General features: G+C 63.6%; 21 protein-coding genes. 11 read left to right on the plus strand and 10 right to left on the minus strand.

Annotated features, from left to right (window positions below; genetic code table 11):
* Position 1 precedes the first annotated feature (1 nt).
* From SCL_RS02495 to SCL_RS02525, 7 genes are all read right to left on the minus strand, one after another.
* Complete coding sequence (locus tag SCL_RS02495) at positions 2–721, minus strand: hypothetical protein (RefSeq protein ID WP_096359698.1); 720 nt, start codon at positions 719–721, stop codon at positions 2–4.
* A gap of 137 nt (positions 722–858) precedes the next feature.
* Entirely contained in the window at positions 859–2,274 is a 1,416-nt protein-coding gene (locus tag SCL_RS02500) for an FAD-binding oxidoreductase (RefSeq protein WP_096359700.1), read from the minus strand.
* The gene (rfaE2, locus tag SCL_RS02505; RefSeq protein WP_096361803.1) at positions 2,271–2,705 is read right to left on the minus strand and encodes a D-glycero-beta-D-manno-heptose 1-phosphate adenylyltransferase; all 435 of its coding nucleotides are present in this window, start codon (positions 2,703–2,705) and stop codon (positions 2,271–2,273) included. Before rfaE2 ends, SCL_RS02500 begins: the two co-directional genes overlap by 4 nt.
* A 41-nt stretch (positions 2,706–2,746) precedes the next feature.
* Complete coding sequence (locus SCL_RS02510; protein WP_096359702.1) at positions 2,747–3,325, minus strand: BON domain-containing protein; 579 nt, start codon at positions 3,323–3,325, stop codon at positions 2,747–2,749.
* Between the two features lies 1 nt (position 3,326).
* The gene (locus SCL_RS02515) at positions 3,327–3,917 is read right to left on the minus strand and encodes a phosphoheptose isomerase (RefSeq protein ID WP_231969845.1); all 591 of its coding nucleotides are present in this window, start codon (positions 3,915–3,917) and stop codon (positions 3,327–3,329) included.
* Positions 3,918–3,965: 48 nt separating this feature from the next.
* Positions 3,966–4,331 (minus strand): YraN family protein, encoded by a 366-nt coding sequence (locus tag SCL_RS02520; RefSeq protein WP_096359706.1) that lies wholly within the window; start codon positions 4,329–4,331, stop codon positions 3,966–3,968.
* Complete coding sequence (locus SCL_RS02525; protein WP_096359708.1) at positions 4,294–6,225, minus strand: penicillin-binding protein activator; 1,932 nt, start codon at positions 6,223–6,225, stop codon at positions 4,294–4,296. Before SCL_RS02525 ends, SCL_RS02520 begins: the two co-directional genes overlap by 38 nt.
* Before the next feature lie 46 nt (positions 6,226–6,271).
* On the opposite strand from SCL_RS02525, the gene rsmI reads away from it, so the two are divergent.
* The 10 genes from rsmI to SCL_RS02575 all read left to right on the plus strand — a co-directional run bounded on the left by rsmI (position 6,272) and on the right by SCL_RS02575 (position 17,156).
* Positions 6,272–7,120, plus strand: a complete 849-nt coding sequence (gene rsmI / locus SCL_RS02530; RefSeq protein ID WP_231969827.1) for a 16S rRNA (cytidine(1402)-2'-O)-methyltransferase — start codon at positions 6,272–6,274, stop codon at positions 7,118–7,120.
* A 172-nt stretch (positions 7,121–7,292) separates the two neighbouring features.
* Complete coding sequence (locus SCL_RS02535) at positions 7,293–7,706, plus strand: YidB family protein (RefSeq protein WP_096359710.1); 414 nt, start codon at positions 7,293–7,295, stop codon at positions 7,704–7,706.
* Between the two features lie 127 nt (positions 7,707–7,833).
* Positions 7,834–8,451, plus strand: coding sequence for an MEKHLA domain-containing protein (locus SCL_RS02540; protein WP_096359712.1), 618 nt, complete (start codon positions 7,834–7,836; stop codon positions 8,449–8,451).
* A gap of 2 nt (positions 8,452–8,453) precedes the next feature.
* The gene (locus SCL_RS02545) at positions 8,454–9,089 is read left to right on the plus strand and encodes a DsbA family protein (protein ID WP_197702680.1); all 636 of its coding nucleotides are present in this window, start codon (positions 8,454–8,456) and stop codon (positions 9,087–9,089) included.
* Between the two features lie 371 nt (positions 9,090–9,460).
* Entirely contained in the window at positions 9,461–10,708 is a 1,248-nt protein-coding gene (locus SCL_RS02550) for an AAA family ATPase (RefSeq protein ID WP_096359714.1), read from the plus strand.
* Positions 10,709–10,863: 155 nt separating this feature from the next.
* Positions 10,864–11,778, plus strand: a complete 915-nt coding sequence (locus SCL_RS02555) for a D-hexose-6-phosphate mutarotase (RefSeq protein ID WP_096359716.1) — start codon at positions 10,864–10,866, stop codon at positions 11,776–11,778.
* Positions 11,779–12,043: 265 nt separating this feature from the next.
* Positions 12,044–14,920 (plus strand): molybdopterin oxidoreductase family protein, encoded by a 2,877-nt coding sequence (locus SCL_RS02560; protein ID WP_096359718.1) that lies wholly within the window; start codon positions 12,044–12,046, stop codon positions 14,918–14,920.
* A 35-nt stretch (positions 14,921–14,955) separates the two neighbouring features.
* On the plus strand, positions 14,956–15,687 hold the full coding sequence (locus SCL_RS02565; protein ID WP_096359720.1) for a 4Fe-4S dicluster domain-containing protein: 732 nt from the start codon (positions 14,956–14,958) through the stop codon (positions 15,685–15,687).
* A gap of 18 nt (positions 15,688–15,705) precedes the next feature.
* The gene (locus SCL_RS02570) at positions 15,706–16,683 is read left to right on the plus strand and encodes a dimethyl sulfoxide reductase anchor subunit family protein (RefSeq protein ID WP_096359722.1); all 978 of its coding nucleotides are present in this window, start codon (positions 15,706–15,708) and stop codon (positions 16,681–16,683) included.
* A gap of 179 nt (positions 16,684–16,862) precedes the next feature.
* Complete coding sequence (locus SCL_RS02575) at positions 16,863–17,156, plus strand: TusE/DsrC/DsvC family sulfur relay protein (protein WP_096359726.1); 294 nt, start codon at positions 16,863–16,865, stop codon at positions 17,154–17,156.
* 70 nt (positions 17,157–17,226) lie between these two features.
* Here the strand turns inward: SCL_RS02575 and SCL_RS02580 are convergent, their stop codons facing one another.
* The 3 genes from SCL_RS02580 to SCL_RS02590 form a co-directional block, all read right to left on the minus strand.
* Positions 17,227–17,541: a hypothetical protein gene (locus SCL_RS02580; RefSeq protein ID WP_096359728.1), complete on the minus strand. Its 315-nt coding sequence runs from the start codon at positions 17,539–17,541 to the stop codon at positions 17,227–17,229.
* Positions 17,542–17,795: 254 nt separating this feature from the next.
* A complete protein-coding gene (locus tag SCL_RS02585; protein WP_096359730.1) occupies positions 17,796–20,291 on the minus strand; it encodes an ABC transporter permease in 2,496 nt (831 codons plus the stop codon).
* Between the two features lie 2 nt (positions 20,292–20,293).
* Entirely contained in the window at positions 20,294–20,983 is a 690-nt protein-coding gene (locus SCL_RS02590) for an ABC transporter ATP-binding protein (RefSeq protein ID WP_172425892.1), read from the minus strand.
* Here SCL_RS02590 and SCL_RS02595 point away from each other — a divergent pair.
* Positions 20,982–21,587, plus strand: coding sequence for an arylesterase (locus SCL_RS02595; RefSeq protein WP_096359732.1), 606 nt, complete (start codon positions 20,982–20,984; stop codon positions 21,585–21,587). The genes SCL_RS02590 and SCL_RS02595 overlap by 2 nt on opposite strands.
* Positions 21,588–21,667: the final 80 nt, after the last annotated feature.

The raw sequence follows: 21,667 nt of genomic DNA on the forward strand, positions 1-21,667 counted from the left end.
CTCAGAAGCGGAAGCCGAGCTTGGCGTTATAGGAAGCGGCGTCACCGGTTTTGTCGGCTTCGAGCGCGAGATTGATCAGGCCCAGATTGACATTGCCGCCGACAAAATATTTCCCCTGGGTAAATTCCTCCTTGCTGACGTTCGTGACGCCCACCGGTTCGGATACCGTCCACACCCGCCCCACGCCGGCGTACGGTGTGAAAATGGCAAAGCCCTTGGAGACGAGCAGCTCCAGGCCCCGGGTGTGAAAATCGAGCTGATCCACGCCCGACAGTTTTGTATAAGTGCCGCGCAGACCGAGCGCCGGCGTGAGGGCGCCGCCCTTGATGATGGCGTAGCGCAGCTCGGCACCCCAGAGCTGGATGTTGCTGCCCGGAACCGAGGTGTAGAAGGCCCCGATATCAAAGCCGAGCGGCAGCCCTTTGTGCAGATGCAGTTTGGGGACGTACAGCGTGTCGGGCGCGGTGCTGGAGCTGGCGCGGTCCCAGGCGTCGCGGTTTTCCAGCTGCGTGGCCGTGACCTCTACGCCGAGATCGAAACCGGTCAGGCCGAGCGGCGTGGCCGGGATCACGGCCTTGTAGCTCAGTGCCGCACCGAGGTCTTCCGACAGCCGGCGGAAGTCCGCCTGGATCAGCTGGTTGATCTGGTCGATGTTATCGGCCGCGTTGGCGGACGGGATGGCGAGCAGAAAGACGGCGAGCGATGCCAGCGTGCGTTTCATTTCATATTCTCCATGGTTTCCATTCCAGGCCGGCCGGACGCGGCGGCCCCAATGGTTTTATCGTACGAGTAAATGCGGTATGGAGCCCTACCGCCCGTCCGCCCGAAACCGGCGTGTAGCAGCGTGCATGACATGAATCACGGCGGTGGAAAGATTTTGTCGGGATTCAGGATTCCCCGCGGATCGAACTGGCGCTTGATCGCGCGCATCAGGTCCAGCGTCACCGGGTCGATGGCGCGATTGATGTAATCCCGTTTGGCCACCCCGATGCCGTGTTCGCCGGAGAGCGTGCCCCCGAGCGCCAGCACCAGGTCGAATACTTTCGACACACAGGGCAGGGCGTTGCGCTCCTGTTGCGGGTCCTGCGTGTCGTACAGCAGGTTCACGTGGATGTTGCCGTTGCCGGCATGCCCGAAATTGACGATCGGGATACCGTACTCGCGCGAGAGCTTTTCCAGCCCGTCAATGAGCTCCGGGATGCGCGACACCGGAACCACCACGTCCTCGTTCAGCTTGTTCGGCGCGATGTTGCGCAGCGCCGGCGACAGCGCCTTGCGCGTGGCCCACAGCGCCGTAGCCTCGTCTTTGGTCTTTGCCGCCGCCAGGTTTAACAACCCCTCGCCACGCGCGGCGGCTGATATTTTCGTCACGGCCGCATCCATCGCCGCTTCCGGCCCGTCCAGCTCGATCATGAGCAGCGCACCGGCGTCCTGCGGCAATTCCGCCTGCGAGTAGTTTCGTATCATCTCGATCGCGGCCGCGTCCATGAATTCCAGTGCACAGGGCGTGACCGGCTGCGCCATGAGGCGCGACACCGCCGTCGCCGCCGCGCGCACGCTGTCGTACACCGCCTGCAGGGTGCGGCGCGCTTCGGGCAACGGCGTGAGCTTGAGCGTCGCCTGCGTGACGATGGCGAGCGTGCCTTCCGAACCTATAAGGAGACGCGTCAGGTCATAGCCGACCACGCCCTTGGTGGTGTAGGTCCCGGTGTGGATCTCGTCACCCTTGCCGGTCACAGCGACGAGCCCGAGCACGTTCTCGCGCGTGCTGCCGTATTTAAGCGCGCGCGGGCCGGCTGCGTTGAGCGCGATGTTGCCGCCGACCGTGCAGTAGGCGCTGCTGGTGGGATCGGGCGGCCAGAAAAAACCGTGTTGCGCGGCCTGGTCCTGGATCGCCTGGTTGATCGCGCCGGGTTCGACGCGCATGACGCGGTTGGCGGCATCCATTTCGATGATGCGGTCCATGCGTTCGAGCGACAACACCAGCCCGCCGCGCACGGGAATGGCGCTGCCGGTGGTGCCGGTGCCGCGCCCGCGCGCGAGCAGGGGGACGCTGTATTGATTGCACAACCGCACCGCTTCCTGCACCTGTGCGTGGGTGGTGGCGAAGGCCACGGCGTCGGGCAGCGTGTGCTTGCGCGAGTTGTCCTGTCCGTAGGGCCAGCAGTCGGCGGGATCGGTCAGTACGTTGCCTGCGCCCAACACCTGCTTCAGCCGTTCCGTGAACGGGCCGGGAAGTTCACTCGAAACGGAAGCCCTGTCCGCCGCGCTCATGACGAACGGATACGGCGCAGCAGTTCCGTGGTGGAGCGGTCGAAGCGGAAGGGGATGGAGTGCACCTGGCCGCCGTAACCGTTCACGACATCCGCGCCGACGATTTTGTCCGGTGTCCAGTCGCCGCCCTTGACCAGATGATCCGGGCGCACGCGCCTGATCAATTCGAGCGGCGTGTCGTCCTCGAAGGGCGTCACCAGCGACACGCAGCCGAGCGCGGCCAGCACCGCCAGGCGGTCGTCGAGTGCATTGACCGGGCGGTCCTCGCCCTTTTCGAGGCGGCGCACGGAGGTGTCGCTGTTGACGCCGACGACCAGGGATTTTCCGAGCGCGGCGGCCTCCTCGAGGTAGGCGACATGCCCGCGATGCAGGATGTCGAAACAGCCGTTGGTGAAGACCACGGGCCGGGCGAGTTGCGCCAGCCGTGCCATGAGTTGCGCGGGGTCGCGGACGATCTTGCTTTCGCTGCCGGTCAATCCGTGTACTCGAACAGCTTGACGACGCGTTTCACGCCGCCGACGGCGCGCGTGGCTTCGGCCGCGAGTTCACCTTCCTTCTGCGTCACCAGGCCCATGAGATAGACCGCTCCATTTTCCGTGACCACCTTCACCCGGCGCCCGGTGATTTTTTCATCGGCCAGCAGCTTGGCCTTGACCCGGCCGGTGATCCAGCTGTCGTTGGTGCGGCTGGCGAAGGCCGTGGGTTCGGTTACGATGATTTCGTTCACGACGCGCTTCACGCCCTGGAGGATCCCCGCCAGCGACACCACGATATCACGCTGTTCGGCCGTGGTGGCTTCGCCGGTCAGCAGCATGGTGCCGTTGAAGCAGGTGATGTTGACGTGGACATCGTCGCCGAGCCGGTTGTCGTCGTTGATCTTCCGGCGCGCCGTGAGCTCGATGTTTTCGTCATCGAGCTGCGTGCCGACGCTGCGCCGGTCGGCGGCAGCCACCGCCGCGGTCGCGCCGCCGGCGACGATGACCGGGGCACAGGCCTGCAGCGGCGTGATGCCGCCGAGGATGATCACAAGAACGAGAAATTGTCCGCGCATTTCAGCCTTGCCCGAGCAGTTGGTAGTCGATCAGGTCGCACAGGCAGTGGATGACGATGCCGTGCACTTCCTGGATGCGCGCCGTGGACGAACCGGGCACGCAGATATTGACGTCGTGGCCGCTGAGCAGGCCGGTGATCTCGCCGCCCTCGCGCCCGTTCAGCGCGACGCAGGTGATGCCGCGCTCGTGCGCCGCCTCGATGGCGCGGATGACGTTGCGCGAATTGCCCGAGGTCGAGATGCCGAGCAGCACGTCACCGGCCTGGCCGAGCGCGCGCACCTGCTTGGAAAAAATATCGTCAAAGTGATAGTCGTTGCCGATGGCGGTGATGGTCGAGGTATCGGTGGTAAGCGCGATCGCCGGCAGTCCCGGGCGCTCGCGCTCGAAGCGGTTCAGCAGTTCGGCGGAAAAATGCTGCGCATCCGCGGCCGACCCGCCATTGCCGCAAATGAGAATCTTGCGGTCGGTCAGCAGCGCCTGGCTCATGTGCGCAGCTGCCTGCGCGATGATCGGCGCCAGCTCCTCCATGCAGTTACGCGTGGTCAGGATGCTTTCCTGGAAATTGTTCTTCACGCGCTGAATCAGCGTGATGGAATCGGGAACCGTCTGCAAATTGCTCTTGGTCATGGGCTTCCTGGATCAGAAAACATCACGCAACCAGCGAAAATCGCCGTCTTCGCCGTCACCAGTGATGGCTACGATATCAAATCGGCAGGCTTTCTTGGAGGCCTGCGGCGTATTCTGCCGGTAGTGTTCGGCGGTGGCGCGCAAGCGGGCCTGTTTGCGGGTGTCCACCGTCTCGGCGGCCGAGCCGAAATCGGGGCGGGCGCGGTAACGGACCTCGACGAACACCAGGGTGTTACGTTCCTGCATGACCAGATCTATCTCCCCGAAAGGGCTGCGGTAATTGCGCTGCGTGAGCGCCAGCCCCTGCCGTTGCAAATGACGGCAGGCGCGTTCCTCCGCCTCACGTCCGCGGTTGAGATTGTCCCGGGGATTCCGCATCGTTCTCGATCTTGAACTGGTCCTGGTGCTTGAGGAAGGTGTCGACCAGGCGCGGCACGCCGCGGTTGAAGCGTGCCCACAGCAGTTGCCGCTGCAGGCGGCCGTGCTGATCTACCGAGAGTCCGCTGGTGACGCCGTTGAAGCGCGCGCCCGATTCCATGCCAATGCGCCCCAGGTGCGGCAGAATAGCGTAACTGTCCACGCCGAGCGCGTACAGGCGGTCGAGATCGGTGTGAACATGCGGCCAGTCGCGCTGCAGTTTCTGCCGCAGCTCCTGGATTTTGCCGTCTCCCACCAGCATCCACGGCATGTCGCCGAACTGGATGCCGTCGAGGTCGATGTCGCGCATGGCGTCGCCCGCGCCGGTGAAGATGTGCGAGGTCGAGTACACCGGAACGCGCGCGGCGTGATAGAAGTTGAGCTGCGGCTTGATCAGTCGCCCATGTTTGGCGTCGGCGGCGAGGAAAATGAAATCGATATCCTGCCGCGCGCGCGTCTCGAAGCGCAGTTTCTGCCCGACGGTTTTTTCGATCTCCTCCTTGCGCGCCTCGCTCTGGGTGATGTTGAGCAGGTTCTTGATTGGCTCGGAGAAGTCCACGTCCGTGTCGTTGTAAGCCTGGTTCGCGACCACCACCCCGCCGAGACGCTGCCAGTGGCTTGACCATGCTGCTACCATGCGCTCGCCCCATGGCGTCTTGGGGTAAAGCACGGCCGCCTGCCGGTGCCCGTCGAGCCAGGCGCGTTCGGCTGCCTGTCGCGCCTCCTGTTCCGGCGACAGGCCGAACTGGAAAAGATATTTCGACGTCGATCCCGGTTCTTCGTCGCTGTAATTCAGCATCAGGGTCGGGGCCCGGATGCTGGCCTGGCGCATGATGGCCTCCGCGGCCTCGCGCCCGAGCGGGCCGACGACGAATTGTGCGCCGTCATTGACCGCCTGCTCGTAGAAATCGGGCGCCTTCGCGGGGTCGGGTCCGGTGTCGTAGACGCTGATTTTCGGCTTGTCCGGGTCGGTGTTGGCGGCGTCCATCGCCAGGAACCCGTCGCGCACCGCCTGGGCCGCGACGGCGTAACCGGAAGACAACGGCAACAGCAGCGCGATGCGATCGACGCGGCCGATCATGGGTGCCTGGCTGATCAGCGCGCCGAGAATGGTTTCCCCCGCCGGGTGGGCCGGATTGGTCTTTCTCCATTGTTCCACGGCGGCATTCATGCGCAGCGGCTGGCCGGCGTTTTCCACCGCGATCAGGGCCAGCTCGATCCAGCCTGACAACACCGGGTCGCGCGCCATGTTGAGCGCGGTGGCGAGCCGCGCGCGCGGCAGCGACACCAGGATTTTCCATAATTGCTGCTGATTCCCGGCGACAGCCTCCTTGCCGACGATGTACTGCTCGCGGGCGATGAGATTGCGCACCGCGCCCACGGGGTTGTCGAGCGCGAGTTCCGCCTGCGCGCGCACCTCGCTGATCTCGGAAAGCAGCGCCGGGCTCAGATTGCGTACCGCGCTGGCCTCGTTCAGCTGGCGTATCGCCCTTTCATGCGCGCCCTCGACGATCAGCACGCGCGCCTGGAGAATGCGCTTGCGCGCGCTGAACGAGGTATCCAGCGACAGGACATTGATCATCTCGACGCGCGTGCGCGCCTCATACAGCTGCCCGGCCTTGAGCAGGGCGGCCACGGCGCGCAATTCGTAATCCTGTTTCTGCGGCGATTGGGCGGTTTCGGCGAGGCGCGTGTATTCGCGCGCGGCCAGCAGGTATTCCCCGTCACGCTCGGCTCTTTCCGCAGTGTCCGTGCTGACCGGCGGCAACCCCGTGGGTGTGACCGGCACGGTCTCGCAACCGGCGAGGAGCGCCGCGCATATTACAGGTATGGCCAGCCAGCGGATGGGTTTCATGCGGTTTCCTGTTTAGAATGCGCCAAGATATCGAACGGAGACTTTTGTGTCAGACGCCGGCACGCTATACGTCGTGGCCACGCCGATCGGCAATCTCGAAGACATGACGCCGCGCGCGTTGCGGATCCTGTCCGAGGCCGACCTGATCGCGGCCGAGGACACGCGCCACAGCGGCAAGCTGCTGCGGCATTTCGGTATCGGCACCAAGACGGAAGCCATCCATGAGCATAACGAGCGCAGCCAGGTTCCCAGACTTGTTGAAATCCTGAAGGGTGGTAAGTCTATCGCATTTATCACCGACGCTGGTACCCCGCTGGTGAGCGACCCCGGCTTCCTTCTGGTGCGCGCCGCCCGACAGGCGGGTATCCGCGTGGTGCCCGTGCCCGGCGCCTGCGCCGCGATTGCCGCCCTGTCGGCCGCCGGCCTGCCTTCCGACCGCTTCGTGTTCGAGGGGTTCCCGCCGGCCAAATCCGCCGCGCGCCGCGCCGTGTTCGAGAAGCTGCGCGAGGACGGTCGCACACTCATCTTTTATGAAAGTCCGCATCGCATTCTGGAGAGCCTGAAGGACATGAGCGAAGTCTTCGGAGGCGCGCGCGAGGCGGTGCTGGCGCGCGAGCTTACCAAGCAGTTCGAAACCCTCCATGCCGGCACCTTGGTGGAGCTTCTGGCATGGGTCGGTCGCGACACGAATCAGCAGCTCGGTGAGTTTGTCATCCTCATCCACGGTGTGCCGCGCGTGGAACAGGAGGCCATGGACGAAGAAGCTGGGCGCGTGCTCAGAATCCTGCTCGATGAGCTGCCCGTGAGTCAGGCCGCGGCGCTGGCGGCCAGAATCACTGGGCTGAAGAAGAACCTCTTGTATGATTACGCCCTGGGCATCAAGCAGGAACCTTAAGTTGTGCCGCGCTTTTTCTGTCGCATTTGCCTTCTCCCGGCAATCCGGTTAAGCATTCATCGCCAGTTACCACTGGCGCACGCTGGAAATCGGCGTATCGTGATTCTGCGTTGAATCCGGATTGACACGCGATTTACCTCTATCCGACATTTACACCCGATGGAGACTGAACATGACCATGCTCGATGAAATGGTTGGGGCGGTAGTGAAAAACCTGGTTGGCGGCGCGACACAGGGCGGGCTGATGCAGCAAGCGCTGTCTCTGGTAAACAATCCGGAGACCGGCGGTCTGGCGGGGTTGGTGCAGCGATTCAGTAATAGCGGCCTGGACAAGGTGGTGTCGTCCTGGATCGGAACGGGCGGCAATCTTCCCATTGAACCGCAACAGATTCAGCAGGCTCTCGGCAGCCAGCAAATCAACGATCTGGCCTCCAGGGCCGGGATAACGCCTGATGCGGCGACGCGCGGACTGGCGGAAATGCTGCCGCAGATCATCGACAAGCTTACACCGGACGGCAATCTGCCAACGAACCAGATGCTCGAGCAGGGCTTGAGCATGCTCAGGCAAAAATTTCCGGGTTCCTAACCGGAGCCGGAGTCGCTGCGAATAAAATATCCGGGCGGGACAGGCTGGCGTGGAAAGCGCCGGATTCCGGTAATCACCGGCGCATCACTTGATATTATCGACCTCAGTCATTACCGGGCAACGACCCATGTCCGCCTTTTTCGTGATCGGAATTGTCCTGAATGTCGTGCTCACCGGGCTGGCACTCTACTGGCTGTGGCGCCAGCGCATCCCGAAGCCGGTCAGGAATGAAGCCGGACATTCGCGGAACGATCACGGGCAGAAACAGCATGAACCCGTCGGCGCACCCGATGAATCCAATGGTTATCTGGCGGAACATGTTTATCTGCTGACCAGCAGCTATCGCCATTGGACCGGTCGCGATCTGGTTGATGCCGGCTTGTCCGCGGTGGAGCAGGCGCGGGTGCTGTACGAGGCGCCGTTCGTGGTGGCCTCGCACGGAACCGGCGACGATCCGGTCTTCAGTTACGCCAACCGCGCGGCGCTCGCGCTGTTCGAAACCGGCTGGCCGGATTTCACCGCCATGCCTTCGCGCCTGTCGGCGGAGCCGATGGAACGCGCGCCGCGGGCGCAATTGCTGGAGCGCGTGAGCCGCCGCGGCTTCATCGACGATTACAGCGGCATTCGCATCTCCGCTGCCGGTCGGCGCTTCCGGGTCCGGAACGCCACGGTGTGGAATCTCATGGATGCGCGCGGCGCGCCGGCCGGGCAGGCGGTGATGTTCCGCGACTGGGAATATCTTTGAGCATGACGTCACAACGAATCCTGTGGTACTTCGCCGATCCCATGTGTTCCTGGTGCTGGGGCTTCGCGCCGGTGATCAGCGCCATCCGGGACGCCTATGCGGATCGCGTGAAGATTGCCCTGATGCTGGGCGGCCTGCGGCCCGGGACGACCGAACCCATGATGCCAAAAGGGCGCGAGGAGATTCTGCAACACTGGCGCGACGTGCACCGCATGACCGGTCAGGCTTTCATTTTCGACGGCGCGTTGCCCGGGGGTTTTGTCTACGACACCGAGCCACCCAGTCGCGCGGTGATCGCCGTCGGCGAGATCAGCCCCGAAGCCGTCTTTCCCTATTTCAAATCGGTGCAGGAGGCGTTTTACGCGCATGGACGCAATGTCGTGCAGACGGACACGCTGGCGGACCTGGCACAGCAACATAATATAGAGAGCCGCCTGTTCCTCGACCGGTTCCATTCGGAAGCTGTCCGGAACAAGACCCGGACGCATTTCGAGATAACACGCCAATCCGGGGTGCGTGGCTTCCCGACCGTGCTACTGCAGGACGGCGCCGGAGCCACCGGCCTGATGCTGACCAATGGGTATCGCCCGTTCGCCGAGTTGCAGCCGGTCATCGAGAACTGGCTGGCAGCATCATGACACGGTGAAAAAATCCGCGCCGCGTCTGCAAAAATTGCCGACGTCGTTTTCATTCGTTTTTCATCGGCCTGAGCGCCTTGTTCTTCTTGACTTTCAAGGGCGACGCCATAAACTTTCCCGCGACCTGCTTCCTTGGAGATTCATCGGATTGAGCTCGGGGTTGCCAGCCACATCATCCCGTCCCGCGGGGCGACATCCCGCCCGTCCTTTTTCTTTCGCCGCATCGGTTTTCCCCCGTGTGAGCCGCTGTGCGCGGCAGGCCGCGACCTGTCCTCCACGCCGGCGCCGAAGCCGGGCGGTGACCGGGATGGAACCAGGGGAGCCAGTCGTTGCTCCCCTTTTTATTGCCCAAAGCCGGAGGTGCCACTGACATGAAAGTCATCGCGGTAGCCAACCAGAAGGGCGGGTGCGGCAAGACCACCACCGCCATCAATCTCGCCGCCTGTCTCGGAAAAAAGCAACAGCGGGTGCTGCTGCTCGATCTCGATCCGCAGGGACACTGTACGCTCGGGTTCGGAGTGTTCAACGAGGACGCACGCGATCTCTACGATGTCTTTACCGGCGAGATTACCCTTGAAGAAATCATCCTGCCGGATGTTTTCACCGGCGTGGACGTGGTGCCGGCCACCAAAACGCTGCAGGCCGCGGAGAACCTTCCGGTGCGCCGGGATGAACGCGACCGGCTGCTGGCAAAATACCTAGCGCCGGTCCGCGACCGCTACGATTACGTCGTCATCGACTGCCCGCCTTCGATGGGGCTGCTCTGTTTCAATGCGCTGGCGGCGGCCGACTTGGTGCTGATCCCGATCGAGATGAGCCTGTTCGGTATGCACGGCATCGATCGCATGTACGAAATCATCCGCGAGCTGCGCGAGCGCCACGGGCGCGACATCCCGGTGCGCGTGCTGCCAACGCTGGTCGACAGCCGCACGCGCCTGTGCCGGCAATTCCTGCGCGAGATCGGAGAGCGCTTCGCCGACGACGTGCTGCCGGTGATGGTGCAGTTCACGGTGCGCCTGAAGGAGGCCACGCGCCAGGGAATGCCGGTCATTGCCTACGACCCTGCCTCCACCGTTGCCGTACAGTACGGTCGCCTGGCGAACGAAACCATATCCATGTTGCAGGACCATGCCACGACAGACGGCGCGGGCGAACTCGGGACCCGCCTTCCCGATCCCGCCGTTGCCGTGCAGCCCGACCACCCGGCGAGCGAGACAACGACGCCTGTGCTGCAGAGCGATGTCGCCACAGACGGCACGGGCGAACTCAAGCCTCGCCTTGGCACCATGAAGCGCGTTTTCGAAGAGGCGCGCTCACGGCTGAGCCGGCAAGGAGGATTGCAGAAGGTGGTGCTGCGCTTCTACGACTTCACCGGCCGCGACGTGAAACTCGCCGGCAGTTTCAACGACTGGCGACCGGATCAGGGCGTCGTGACCCGCACGGAAAACGGCGTCGTGGAGAAGATCGTGATGCTGATGCCGGGGACTTATCAGTATCGCCTGGTCGTTGATGGCCTGTGGCAGGAGGATCCCTCCAATCCCGAGCAGGTGCCGAATTACTCGGGAGGATACAACTCGGTCCTGCAGGTCGAGGAGGAGCACGAAACAGAACACGCCTGACGCCAGCTTGCGTCAGCGAGAATCCTCGCCCCTTGTTTTCTGACTGGCAGACCTGGCCATGGCTTTTTGTCAGGGCGTCGCAACCGGTACAATGGATTACATAACCTGACGTCCCATAAACCCTTCGTCGCCGATTCCGGCAGGAAACTTCCAGCATGACCGATTTATCCGCAGCAAACGCGCGTTTTGGCCTGTCCGGCCGCATACGTTTCAAGGAAATTCCCGGCGGGCTGGTGGTCATGGAAGTTTCAAATATTCACGGCAACGCCGCCATTGCTATGCAAGGCGGGCATGTCATGAGCTGGCATCCGAAATCGCAGGTGGAGCCGGTGGTATGGCTGTCGCGCTTCGCCAAATTCGCGCCTGGCAAATCCATCCGCGGTGGCGTGCCGGTGTGTTGGCCGTGGTTCGGACCGCATCCGGCGGATCCCGCGTTGCCGGCGCACGGCTTCGCCCGCACCGTGCCGTGGGAAGTAACGGCCACGCGCGAACTCGAGAATGGCGCGAGCGAAATCGCGCTGGCGCTGACCGAAACCGGCCAGGCGCGCGCCATGTGGCCGCATCGCGTCGGAGTTTCCCTGCGGGTTACCGTCGGTGCCACGCTCGAGATCGCGCTGATCACGCAAAACCGGGACGATCATGACCTCGTCATCGGCGAGGCCCTGCACACCTATTTCCAGATTGGCGATATCGGTGACATCCGCATCCGCGGCCTGGAGGGTTGCGAATACCTCGACAAGGCCGGTGGCGGCAGCGCGCGCCGGCGTCAGGACGGGCCGGTGGTTCTTTCCGCCGAGACCGATCGGATCTATCTGAACACGGAAGCCGAGTGCGTGATCGAGGATGCGCGCCTGCAGCGGCGCATCCGGGTGGCGAAATCGGGCAGCCGTTCGACCGTGGTATGGAATCCCTGGACCGCGAAGGCCGACAAGATGGGTGATTTCGGTCCGGACGGCTGGCGCCGCATGGTCTGCGTCGAGAGCGCCAACGCGGCGGAGAATCTCGTGACCCTGGTTCCGGGCGCTGAGCATCGTCTGTGGGTTCGATATGCCGCCGAAGCTTTGCCCTGATCGGCGCACACCAGGCGCCACGGACATTTTGCAACCAGACAAGGCCACAAAAAGGAAGCATTAAAGACGGATTCAGAGTAGTGGCAATGGACGCGGATCCCGCCACCGGAACCGGCCTGTCCTCAGGAAACGCGCGCGAATCCGGGACTAGTAATTTTTGTTGCCGTATCGAATATTGTGAATTGCGATCGGGTCCCGGGCTTAGTATCGTAACCGCTGTCAGTATCCAGATGCCCAACATTTTTTCCGGATTGACCCCTCTCCCATGACGCCAACAGCCTCCGGCCGCGAGACCAAGAACACGACCTGCTACATGTGTGCTTGCCGCTGCGGCATCCGCGTGACGCTCAAGGATGGCGAGATAAAATACATCGAGGGCAATCCCGATCATCCCATCAACAAAGGCGTGATTTGCGCCAAGGGCGCCTCGGGCATCATGAAGCAACACTCGCCGGCGCGCCTGACCAAACCGCTGCGGCGCAAACCGGGCAGTGAGCGTGGCGCCAACGAATTCGAGGCGATTTCCTGGGACGAGGCCTTCGCCATGCTGGAAGAGCGCCTCGGAAAAATCCGCGCCACCGATCCGAAAAAATTCGCCCTGTTCACCGGACGCGACCAGATGCAGGCGCTCACCGGCCTGTTCGCCAAGCAGTTCGGCACGCCGAACTATGCGGCACACGGCGGCTTCTGCTCGGTCAACATGGCGGCCGGCATGATCTACACCATCGGCGGCTCGTTCTGGGAGTTCGGCGGGCCGGACCTCGATCGCGCCAAGCTGTTCGTGATGATCGGCACCGCCGAGGACCATCACTCGAATCCGCTCAAGATCGCCATCTCCAAGTTCAAGCGCAACGGCGGCAAATTCATCTCGGTCAATCCGGTGCGCACCGGCTACTCGGCGATCGCCGACGAGTGGGTGCCGATCAAGCCCGGCACCGACGGGGCGCTGTTCCTGGCGCTGATCCACGTGCTCATCAAGCAGGGCCTGTACGACCGCGACTTCCTGGTGCAGTACACCAATGCCGCGCAGCTGGTGAACGTCAACAAGGACTCGACCGAGTTCGGCATGTTCGTGCGCGCCGAGGTACCGGTGGAAGAGGGCTGTTTCGACCCGCAGAACAAGCTGTGGTGGGACCGCCATGCCGACAAGGCCGTGGTCACGCATACCCCCGGCGTTGATCCGTTCCTGCGCGGCGAGTTCGCGCTGCCGGATGGAACCAAGGTCAAGCCGGCGTTCCAGCTGCTGGTGGAACGCGTCAAGGACTACACGCCGGAATGGGCCAGCGCCATTACCGGTATTCCGGTGGAGACCATCACGCGCCTGGCCAATGAAATGGGCGTGACCGCGCGCGACCAGAAGATCGAGCTGCCCATCGCCTGGACCGACATCTGGGGCAAGGACCATGAAACCGTGACCGGCAACCCGGTGGCGTTCCACGCCATGCGCGGGCTGGCCGCGCACTCGAACGGTTTTCACACCATCCGCGCGCTATCGATACTGATGAGTATCCTCGGCACCATCGACCGGCCCGGAGGCTTCCGCCACAAGGCGCCGTTCCCGCGCCCGATCCCGCCCTGCGCCAAGACGCCGAAGGGCCCGGAAGGCGTGCGCCCCGGCAAGCCGCTGGATGGCATGGCGCTCGGCTGGCCGGCCGACCCGGATGACCTGTTCGTCGACCCGGACGGCACGCCGGTGCGCATCGACAAGGCCTTTTCCTGGGAATATCCGCTGTCGGTGCACGGCCTGATGCACAACGTCATCACCAACGCCTGGCGCGGCGATCCGTACAAGATCGACACGCTGCTGATCTTCATGGCCAACATGGCGTGGAACTCGACCATGAACACGGTCGAGGTACGCAAGATGCTGAACGACAAGGACGAGAACGGCGAATTCAAAATTCCGTTCCTGGTCGTGTGTGACGCATTCCAGTCGGAAATGGTGAGCTACGCCGATCTGGTGCTGCCGGATACGACTTACCTCGAGCGCCATGACGTGATGAGCATGCTCGACCGGCCGATCTCCGAGTTCGACGGCCCGGTGGATGCGGTGCGTATCCCGGTGGTGCCACCCAAGGGCGAGTGCAAGCCGTTCCAGGAAGTGCTGATCGAGCTTGGCACGCGCCTCAAGTTCCCGGCGTTCGTGGACGGCAAGGGGAACCGCAAGTTCAAAAACTATCCGGACTTCATCATCAACTACGAGATCGAGCCTGGCGCCGGCATCGGTTTCCTGGCCGGCTGGCGCGGCAAGGGCGGCGAGAAATTCATGAAGGGCGAGCCCAACCCGAACCAGTGGGAAATGTACGCCAAGAACAATTGCGTGTACCACCACGAGCTGCCCAGGTCGTTCCAGTACATGCGTAACTGGAACAAGGGCTATCTCGAATGGGCGCAACGCCACCGCCTGACGCGCTATGCCGAGCCGATCCTGATCCACATTTACTCGGACGTGTTGCAGCAGTTCCGGCTCGCGGCGCAGGGCAAGACCCAGGGCAAACAACCCCCGGCGCATCTGCGCAAGCGCATCGAAACTTACTTCGATCCGCTGCCGTTTTACTATGAACCGCTCGAGGCCCAGCTCACCGACAAGCGCAAATACCCGCTCAACGCGGTGACGCAGCGGCCGATGGCGATGTATCACTCGTGGGATTCGCAGAATGCCTGGCTGCGCCAGATCCACACGCACAACTATCTGTTCGTGAATCCGAAGACCGCCGCCACCCAGGGCATCAGAGACGGCGACTGGGTGTGGGTGGAGTCGCCGTGGGGCAAGGTGCGCGGCATGTGCCGCTACAGCGAGGCCACCGAACCCGGCACGGTCTGGACCTGGAACGCCATCGGCAAGCAACCCGGCGCCTGGAATCTCGAACCGCGCGCGAACGAGGCGCGCAAGGGCTTTCTGCTCAATCACCTGATCTCGGAAGAACTGCCGTCGATGCCGGAAGGCGAACATCTTTCCAACTCCGATCCGGTGACTGGCCAGGCCGGTTGGTACGACGTGCGCGTGCGCCTCTACAAGGCCGACCCGGCGGAGGAAAAAGTCACCTGGCCCCAATTCGCGACGCTGGCGCCGGTTCCCGGCCAGCCGGTACGGCATAAAAACTGGATGGCCTACGTGGCCGGCAAGATCCTGGGGGATTAGTCTTATGAAAGGACGAACGAAGTAGGGCTTCCGTTATGACTCAACTCGCCTTGGTGATCGATCTCAACGTATGCGTGGGTTGCCACGCCTGCGTCACCAGCTGCAAGGAATGGAACACCTCGGGCGCGGCCGGCTATATGTCCGACGACCGTCCGTACGGCGAGGACCCGACCGGTAATTTCTTCAACCGGGTGCAGACCTTCGAGGTGGGCGAGTTTCCCAACACCGAGACCGTGCATTTCCCGAAGTCCTGCCTGCACTGCGAGGACCCGCCGTGCGTGCCGGTCTGCCCCACCGGCGCCAGCTACAAGCGTCCCGAGGACGGCATCGTGCTGGTCGATTATGACAAGTGCATCGGCTGCAAGTACTGCGCCTGGGCCTGCCCCTATGGTGTGCGCGAAATCGACGAGCACCAGAAGGTCATGAAGAAATGCACCCTGTGCGTGGACCGTATTTACGATGCGACCCTGCCCGAGGCGGAACGCAAGCCGGCTTGCGTGATGGCGTGCCCGACCAGCGCGCGCCTGTTCGGCGACGTGCACGATCCGAATTCAGCGGTGTCGATCGCCATCAGCGAGAACGGCGGTTATGCGCTGATGCCGGAGTGGGGCACCAAGCCGGCCAACCATTATCTGCCGCGTCGCAAGACGCGCATCAGGATCCACCCCGACGAACTGGTGCGCGCCGATAATCCGCTCAAGAAAGAAGGCGTGCAGCCCAAGCCGGATTTCCGCGAGCCGTCGCTGGACGACGTCACGAGCTGGTAGCCACCCGGGGTCACGGCAATGAATCCAGCATTCTCGGTTATTTTTCTGACGACCCTGATCGGCACCGGTCAGGGTCTGTTTCTGGCGCTGTACACCGCGCAGGCCTATTCGACCGTCGCGTTATTGCCGGCGCAGCCCGGCAGTTTCTATGCAGTGGGCAGCGCTATCGCACTGGCGCTGCTGATCGCGGGACTGATTGCATCGTTTTTCCATCTCGGACACCCGGAGCGTGCCTGGCGTTCGGCGGCGCGCTGGCGCACTTCCTGGCTGTCGCGCGAGGTGATTGTGCTGCCGGCGCTGATGGGCGCGGTGGCGGCCTATGGCCTGGTGCATTATTACGGTTGGGGCCTGGGCCTCATCGGGATCAACACCCCGGTCGAAGGCGATCTGGCGCTGGTCATCGGCGCCGGAGGCGTGGCGCTGGCGTTTCTGCTGTTTCTGTGCACCGGCATGATCTACGCCTGCATCAAGTTTCTGCAGGAATGGGCGACGTGGCTGACGGTGGTGAATTACACCCTGTTCGGTCTGGCCTCGGGGTTCCTGCTGGCGACCGCGTATGCTGCCTGGCGCGCGCCGGCGCTCATGTATTTCTATGGGGGCTGGACCGTGGTCGCCACGCTGGCCGTACTGGTCACGCGCGTGGTTTCGCTGATCCGTAATCGCCGCCTCAAGCACAAGTCGACCATCCAGACTGCCATCGGCGTGCGGCATGCGCGGATCGTCCAGAAGTCCCAGGGCTTCATGGGCGGGTCGTTCAATACGCGTGATTTTTTCCACGGCGTCGCGCCGCGGCTGTTCCGCTCGATCAAGTGGATATTCCTGGTGCTGGTGTTTCCGGTGCCGCTGGCGCTGCTGTTCGCCGGAATGATCCGGAACAGCCCCGTGCTGATTGCCGCCGCCTTTGTGGTTCAGTACCTGGGCCTGCTGGCGGAGCGTTGGTTCTTCTTCGCCCAGGCCAATCATCCCCAGAACCTCTATTACCAGACCATCTCCTGAACCGGCGGGGCCAGGCTGACATGAAGGACCTGCCGCTGCGCACGCATGAACCATGCGAAACGCGACGGGGTCCGGGGCAGGAAATCCCCTGTTTTTTGCGACAAGTCAAAAGTTGATTGATTTAGTCTTCTATTATGGGATAATCAACCATCAAATTTCTTTATCAGGGTGAGTTCAGTATGCAAATTCCGCAACGTGACGGTGATGGTTATCTGGTCGATCGCGACGCGTGGACGCCAGAAATCGGGCGCGCCATGGCCGAGGCCGACGGTATCGCGCTCGACGACGTGAAGTGGTCCCATATCACGAAAGCGCGCGATTATTATGAAGAGTTCGGCGTGGTCCCGCCGATTCGCAAATTCGCCAAGTTCATCGAGGAGGATCAGCAGGGCCTGTTCAAGCTCTGGATGACCGGCCCGATGAAACCGATCACCAAATACGGCGGATTACCAAAGCCAACTGGTTGCGTCTGAACAGATTGTGGTAAAGGCCTGAAACAAAAAACCCCGCCATGGCGGGGTTTTTTGTTGGTGTAGCTGAAATTTACTGGTTTTCTTTAGGAGCCGCAGCAATCGCGGCCGCGGGTTTGCGCCCGCGCGGGCTCCAAATGGATTGCCCCGTGAGTCCGCGGGTGTTCAGCTGTTCGGCGCACTGCGTGGCATAGGCCAGCACGTCCTTGCGCGATCCGCAGCGATGTCCGGTGATGGTGGAACGGCCGCTTTCCAGCACATAGCGATACCAGTCCTGTCCTTGACCGCCATCCGGGGCGTCGGTTTTCTCGACGCGCGCAACCTTGAACGGGCGCGGCATGGAGGGGGAGGGGCGGCTGGTTTTTGCGCTGGCGGTAGTGTCGGTCATCGTCTGGGCCAATGTCGTATTCCGCGATAAAGCCTGCGGAAGGGGTTAACACAGTAATAAATCAGGGAAAACGCGGCAAAACCGGTTGTCTGGAGCTGCCGTGACAACGAAAAATGCATTCTACCACAATGAGTTCCCCGATGGGACCCCTTGCGGACGGATATTTTCCAGTCGCCGGCTCTGAACCGCCTTTTGACGGGTCTTAAAGCCCCGGCAATGGAGGGTATTTGCGGGAATTCCGGAGTGTCCGGCGTCTACAGCTCGCGCAATACGGTCAGGGGGCTCTGGCTGACCACGCGGCGCGTGCCGATATAACCGGCCAGCCCGATCAGCAGTCCGCCGGCCAGCGGCGTCAGGACCCATACCGGCCATTTGAAGCGGTATTCGAGTTCGAAGGCGCGCGTGTAGAGGACCCAAGCGATGAGTTCGGTACCGATCGCGGCGAGCACGCCGGCCAGCATACCGAGCACGGCGAATTCGGCGAAATGCGCGGCGCGCAACTGCCGGCGCCCGGCGCCGAGCGTGCGCAGCAGCGCGCCTTCGTGGAAACGCTCATCGAGGCTCGCGGACAGCACCGCGAACAACACCGCGAAGCCGGCGGCGAGCACGAACAGCAGCACCAGCTCCACGGCGGCCGTGACCTGGGCGAGGATGGTGCGCACCTGTGCCAGCACCTGATCCATCTCCAGTACCGTCACCGCCGGGAACGCGCGCACCAGCGAAGTCAGTAGCGGCTTCTGCTCCGGCTCCAGATGGAAGCTCGTGAGATAGGTGGCCGGCAGGCCATCGAGCGCCCCTGGCGGGAAGATCATGTAGAAGTTGGGATGGAACGAGTCCCACTGAACCGAGCGGATGCTGGCGACTTGGGCGCGCCGTTCGCTGCCGGCAATCGAGAACGTCAGTTCGTCGCCGATTTCAATTCCCAGTTTCTTCGCGAGTTTTTCCTCGACCGATACCGGATTGGCGGTTGCCGTGTTGTTCCACCAGGCCCCGCGCACCAGGCGATTGTCGGACGGCAGCGTGTCGGTCCAGGTGAGATTGAGCTCGCGCCGGATTGCCTCGTTACCATCGTCCTCCTTGGTGACCGCCTGGGTCACCGGCCTGCCGTTTATTTCGGTCAAGCGTCCACGCACCATAGGATAGAGATCGCTCGCCGGAATCCGGTTTGCCGCGAAGAAGCCCTGCATGGCGGCAACATTCTGCGGCAGGATGTTGAACGCGAAATGGTTCGGCGTATCCGGCGGGAGTTGCGTCTGCCAAGTGTTGAGCAGATCGGTGCGCAGCAGCGCGATCACTGCCATGGCCATGAGCACCAGACCGAAGGCGAGGATCTGGCCGATGCTGGTGCGGGTGCGGCGCCATAAATTGTTCATGCCGAAACGCCAGGCCACGCCGACGCGCCGGTGCACGCGCCGGCTCAGGGCCAGCAGCGCCCCGGCGAAGGCCGCCAGCGCGGCCGCGGCCGCGAGACTCCCGGCCAGCACCGCGGCCGTGAGCAGCAGGCTGCCGGTGAAACGCCACATCAGGATCAGGATCGCCGCCGCGGCGGAGCCGTAGACCAGCCAGGCCGCCGGCGGCAGCGGCGCCATTTCGCGGCGTATCACCCGCAACGGCGGCACCTGCCGCAAGCGCATCAGCGGCGGCAAGGCGAAACCCGCGAGCGCCAGCAGGCCGGTGAAAAATCCGAAGGCCACCGGCGCCAGACCGGCCGGCGGCAGGCGCACCGGGTACACCTCCCGCAGCAGATAAAACACCGCTTCCTGCGTGAGCCATCCGAGCGCGCAGCCGGCGGCGCTCGCGACCAGCCCGAGCAGCAGGAATTGCGGTACGAACAGCCGCACCAGATCGCCTTGTGTCGCGCCGAAGCAGCGCAGCATGGCGGCGGTGTCGAAGTGCCGCTCGCTGTAGCGGCGCGCGCCCATGGCGATGGCCACGCCCGCGAGCAGCACCGCCAGCAGGCTGGTGAGCCCGAGATAACGCTCAGCGCGCCCGAGCGCGCGCCCGATGGAGCTGCCGGCGTCGCGCACGTCGAACAGCCGGTGATGCGGCCCGAGACGCGTCTTGAGCCATTCCTGGTAGCGCGCCAGATCGGTGTCGGCGCCGGCAAAGAGATAGCTGTAAGTCACGCGACTGCCCGGCTGGACCACGGCGGTGGCGGCGACGTCGTCACGGTGCATCAACACGCGCGGCGCCATGGTAAAGAAGCTGCCGCCGCGTCCCGGCTCGTAGGTGAGCACGCGTGTGACGGTGAATGCGGCGCTGCCGATTTCGATGCGCGCGCCAATCGCCAGCCCCAGCGCCTGCAGGATGCGCGCTTCCACCCATGCGGTGCCGGGCGCGGGAATATCGACAGTGTCGGTTTCCGCGGCATACAGGGCCGGCGCCGTGCGCAGCGTGCCGCGCAGCGGGTAGCCCGGCGCCGCCGCCTTGATGCTGGCCAGTTGCAGCTTGTCGCCGTGCACGACCACGCTCGCGAAATCAAGGGTTTCGACGTGGCGCAGGCCGTGGTCCGCGGCGGACCTGATCCACTCCGCCGGCACCGGCTCGGCGCCGGTCAGGCGCAGATCCGCGCCCAGCAGGTCGGCCGACTGATAGGTCATGGCGCGGTTCAGGCGGTCGCTGAAGAAACCGATGGCGGTGACCGCGCCGACGGCGATGACCAGCGCGGCGGCCAGAACGCGCAACTCGCCGGCGCGCCAGTCGCGCGTCAGCAGGCGCCAGGCCAGGCGCACATGACGCAGGTTGTGCATCGTCAATGGTCCTTCACGATGCGTCCGGCATCGAGATGGATGTGGCGTTCGCAGCGCGCGGCGAGGTTCTCGTCGTGTGTCACCAGCACCAGCGTGGTGCGGTGCTCGCGGTTGAGATCGAACAGCAGGTCGATGACGCGCGCGCCGGTGGCGCTGTCGAGATTGCCGGTGGGTTCGTCGGCGAACAGGATCGCGGGATTCACGGCAAACGCGCGCGCCATCGCCACGCGCTGCTGCTCGCCGCCAGAAAGCTGGCGCGGGTAGTGTGACAGTCTTTCACCGAGGCCGACGCGCGTGAGCAGCCCGCGCGCGCTGTTTCCCGCATCGGCGATGCCGGCGAGTTCGAGCGGCAGCATGACGTTTTCCAGCGCGGTCAGGCCGGGGAGCAGCTGGAAATTCTGGAACACGAATCCGACGCGCCCGGCGCGCACACGCGCGCGGCCGTCCTCGTCGAGCCGGTCAAGGCGTTCGCCGGCGAGCGTCACCTCGCCGGCGGTGGGGGAATCGAGCCCGGCCAGCAGCCCGAGCAGGGTGGATTTGCCGGAGCCGGACACACCGATGATCGCCACGCGCTCGCCGGCCTTGATCTCGAGATTCACACCCGACAAGATGTCGAGGAAGCCCTCGGCGGTGCCGACCCGTTTTGAAAGTTCGGTGGCGGAGACAATCGTTCCATTCAGGTGTTCAGACATGCGTCGTATCTTATTAGTCGTACTGTTGTTGGTCGGATTATTTCCCGTGCCCGCCGCGGCGCGCACCTTGCTCGTGGTTGGCGACAGTCTGAGCGCGGCCTATGGCATGGAAGTGCCGTCCGGCTGGGTGGCGCTGCTCGGCCAGCGCCTGAAGCAGGAGAAACCCGGTTACCGGGTCGTCAATGCCAGCATCAGTGGCGACACCACGGCGAACGGCCTGACGCGCTTGCCCCGGCTGCTCGCGGAACACAAGCCTGCGGTGGTCATCATCGAGCTTGGCGGCAATGACGGATTGCGCGGACTTTCGCTGGAGCAGATGAAACATAATATCAATGCCATGGTCGCCAAGGCCAAGGCCCGCCGCGCACGGGTATTGCTGGTCGGGATACAGCTACCGCCCAACTATGGCAAAAGCTACACCGAAAGGTTCCAATCCATCTTCCGCGAAGTCGCCGCCGGGCAGGGCGTGGCCCTGGTGCCGTCCCTGCTCGACGGTGTCGCCACCCGCGACGATCTCATGCAGCCGGACCGGATTCACGCCAATGTCTTGGCCCAGCCGCGCCTGCTGGAAAATGTCTGGCCGCATTTGCGGCCCTTGCTCTGACAAAAGTCCCGCCAGGGGCGACCGTGGTTTGGCTCGACGCAGGCCGAAAAAGCCAGCATAACCGCCGTAATCCGGGCTTT

Origin of the sequence: Sulfuricaulis limicola, assembly GCF_002355735.1 — a bacterium.
Taxonomy (GTDB): Bacteria; Pseudomonadota; Gammaproteobacteria; order Acidiferrobacterales; family Sulfurifustaceae; genus Sulfuricaulis; species Sulfuricaulis limicola.

Bases quoted from the DNA above. Each gene is read 5' to 3' on its own strand.
- SCL_RS02495 (WP_096359698.1), bottom strand. From the start codon at position 721: ATGAAACGCACGCTGGCATCGCTCGCCGTCTTTCTGCTCGCCATCCCG.
- SCL_RS02525 (WP_096359708.1), bottom strand. From the start codon at position 6,225: ATGAAACCCATCCGCTGGCTGGCCATACCTGTAATATGCGCGGCGCTC.
- SCL_RS02580 (WP_096359728.1), bottom strand. From the start codon at position 17,541: ATGACCGACACTACCGCCAGCGCAAAAACCAGCCGCCCCTCCCCCTCC.
- SCL_RS02555 (WP_096359716.1), top strand. From the start codon at position 10,864: ATGACCGATTTATCCGCAGCAAACGCGCGTTTTGGCCTGTCCGGCCGC.
- SCL_RS02535 (WP_096359710.1), top strand. From the start codon at position 7,293: ATGACCATGCTCGATGAAATGGTTGGGGCGGTAGTGAAAAACCTGGTT.
- SCL_RS02500 (WP_096359700.1), bottom strand. From the start codon at position 2,274: ATGAGCGCGGCGGACAGGGCTTCCGTTTCGAGTGAACTTCCCGGCCCG.
- SCL_RS02590 (WP_172425892.1), bottom strand. From the start codon at position 20,983: ATGTCTGAACACCTGAATGGAACGATTGTCTCCGCCACCGAACTTTCA.
- SCL_RS02540 (WP_096359712.1), top strand. From the start codon at position 7,834: ATGTCCGCCTTTTTCGTGATCGGAATTGTCCTGAATGTCGTGCTCACC.
- SCL_RS02560 (WP_096359718.1), top strand. From the start codon at position 12,044: ATGACGCCAACAGCCTCCGGCCGCGAGACCAAGAACACGACCTGCTAC.
- SCL_RS02595 (WP_096359732.1), top strand. From the start codon at position 20,982: ATGCGTCGTATCTTATTAGTCGTACTGTTGTTGGTCGGATTATTTCCC.
- SCL_RS02570 (WP_096359722.1), top strand. From the start codon at position 15,706: ATGAATCCAGCATTCTCGGTTATTTTTCTGACGACCCTGATCGGCACC.
- SCL_RS02550 (WP_096359714.1), top strand. From the start codon at position 9,461: ATGAAAGTCATCGCGGTAGCCAACCAGAAGGGCGGGTGCGGCAAGACC.
- SCL_RS02545 (WP_197702680.1), top strand. From the start codon at position 8,454: ATGACGTCACAACGAATCCTGTGGTACTTCGCCGATCCCATGTGTTCC.
- SCL_RS02575 (WP_096359726.1), top strand. From the start codon at position 16,863: ATGCAAATTCCGCAACGTGACGGTGATGGTTATCTGGTCGATCGCGAC.
- SCL_RS02585 (WP_096359730.1), bottom strand. From the start codon at position 20,291: ATGCACAACCTGCGTCATGTGCGCCTGGCCTGGCGCCTGCTGACGCGC.
- rfaE2 (WP_096361803.1), bottom strand. From the start codon at position 2,705: ATGGCACGGCTGGCGCAACTCGCCCGGCCCGTGGTCTTCACCAACGGC.
- SCL_RS02510 (WP_096359702.1), bottom strand. From the start codon at position 3,325: ATGCGCGGACAATTTCTCGTTCTTGTGATCATCCTCGGCGGCATCACG.
- SCL_RS02520 (WP_096359706.1), bottom strand. From the start codon at position 4,331: ATGCGGAATCCCCGGGACAATCTCAACCGCGGACGTGAGGCGGAGGAA.
- SCL_RS02565 (WP_096359720.1), top strand. From the start codon at position 14,956: ATGACTCAACTCGCCTTGGTGATCGATCTCAACGTATGCGTGGGTTGC.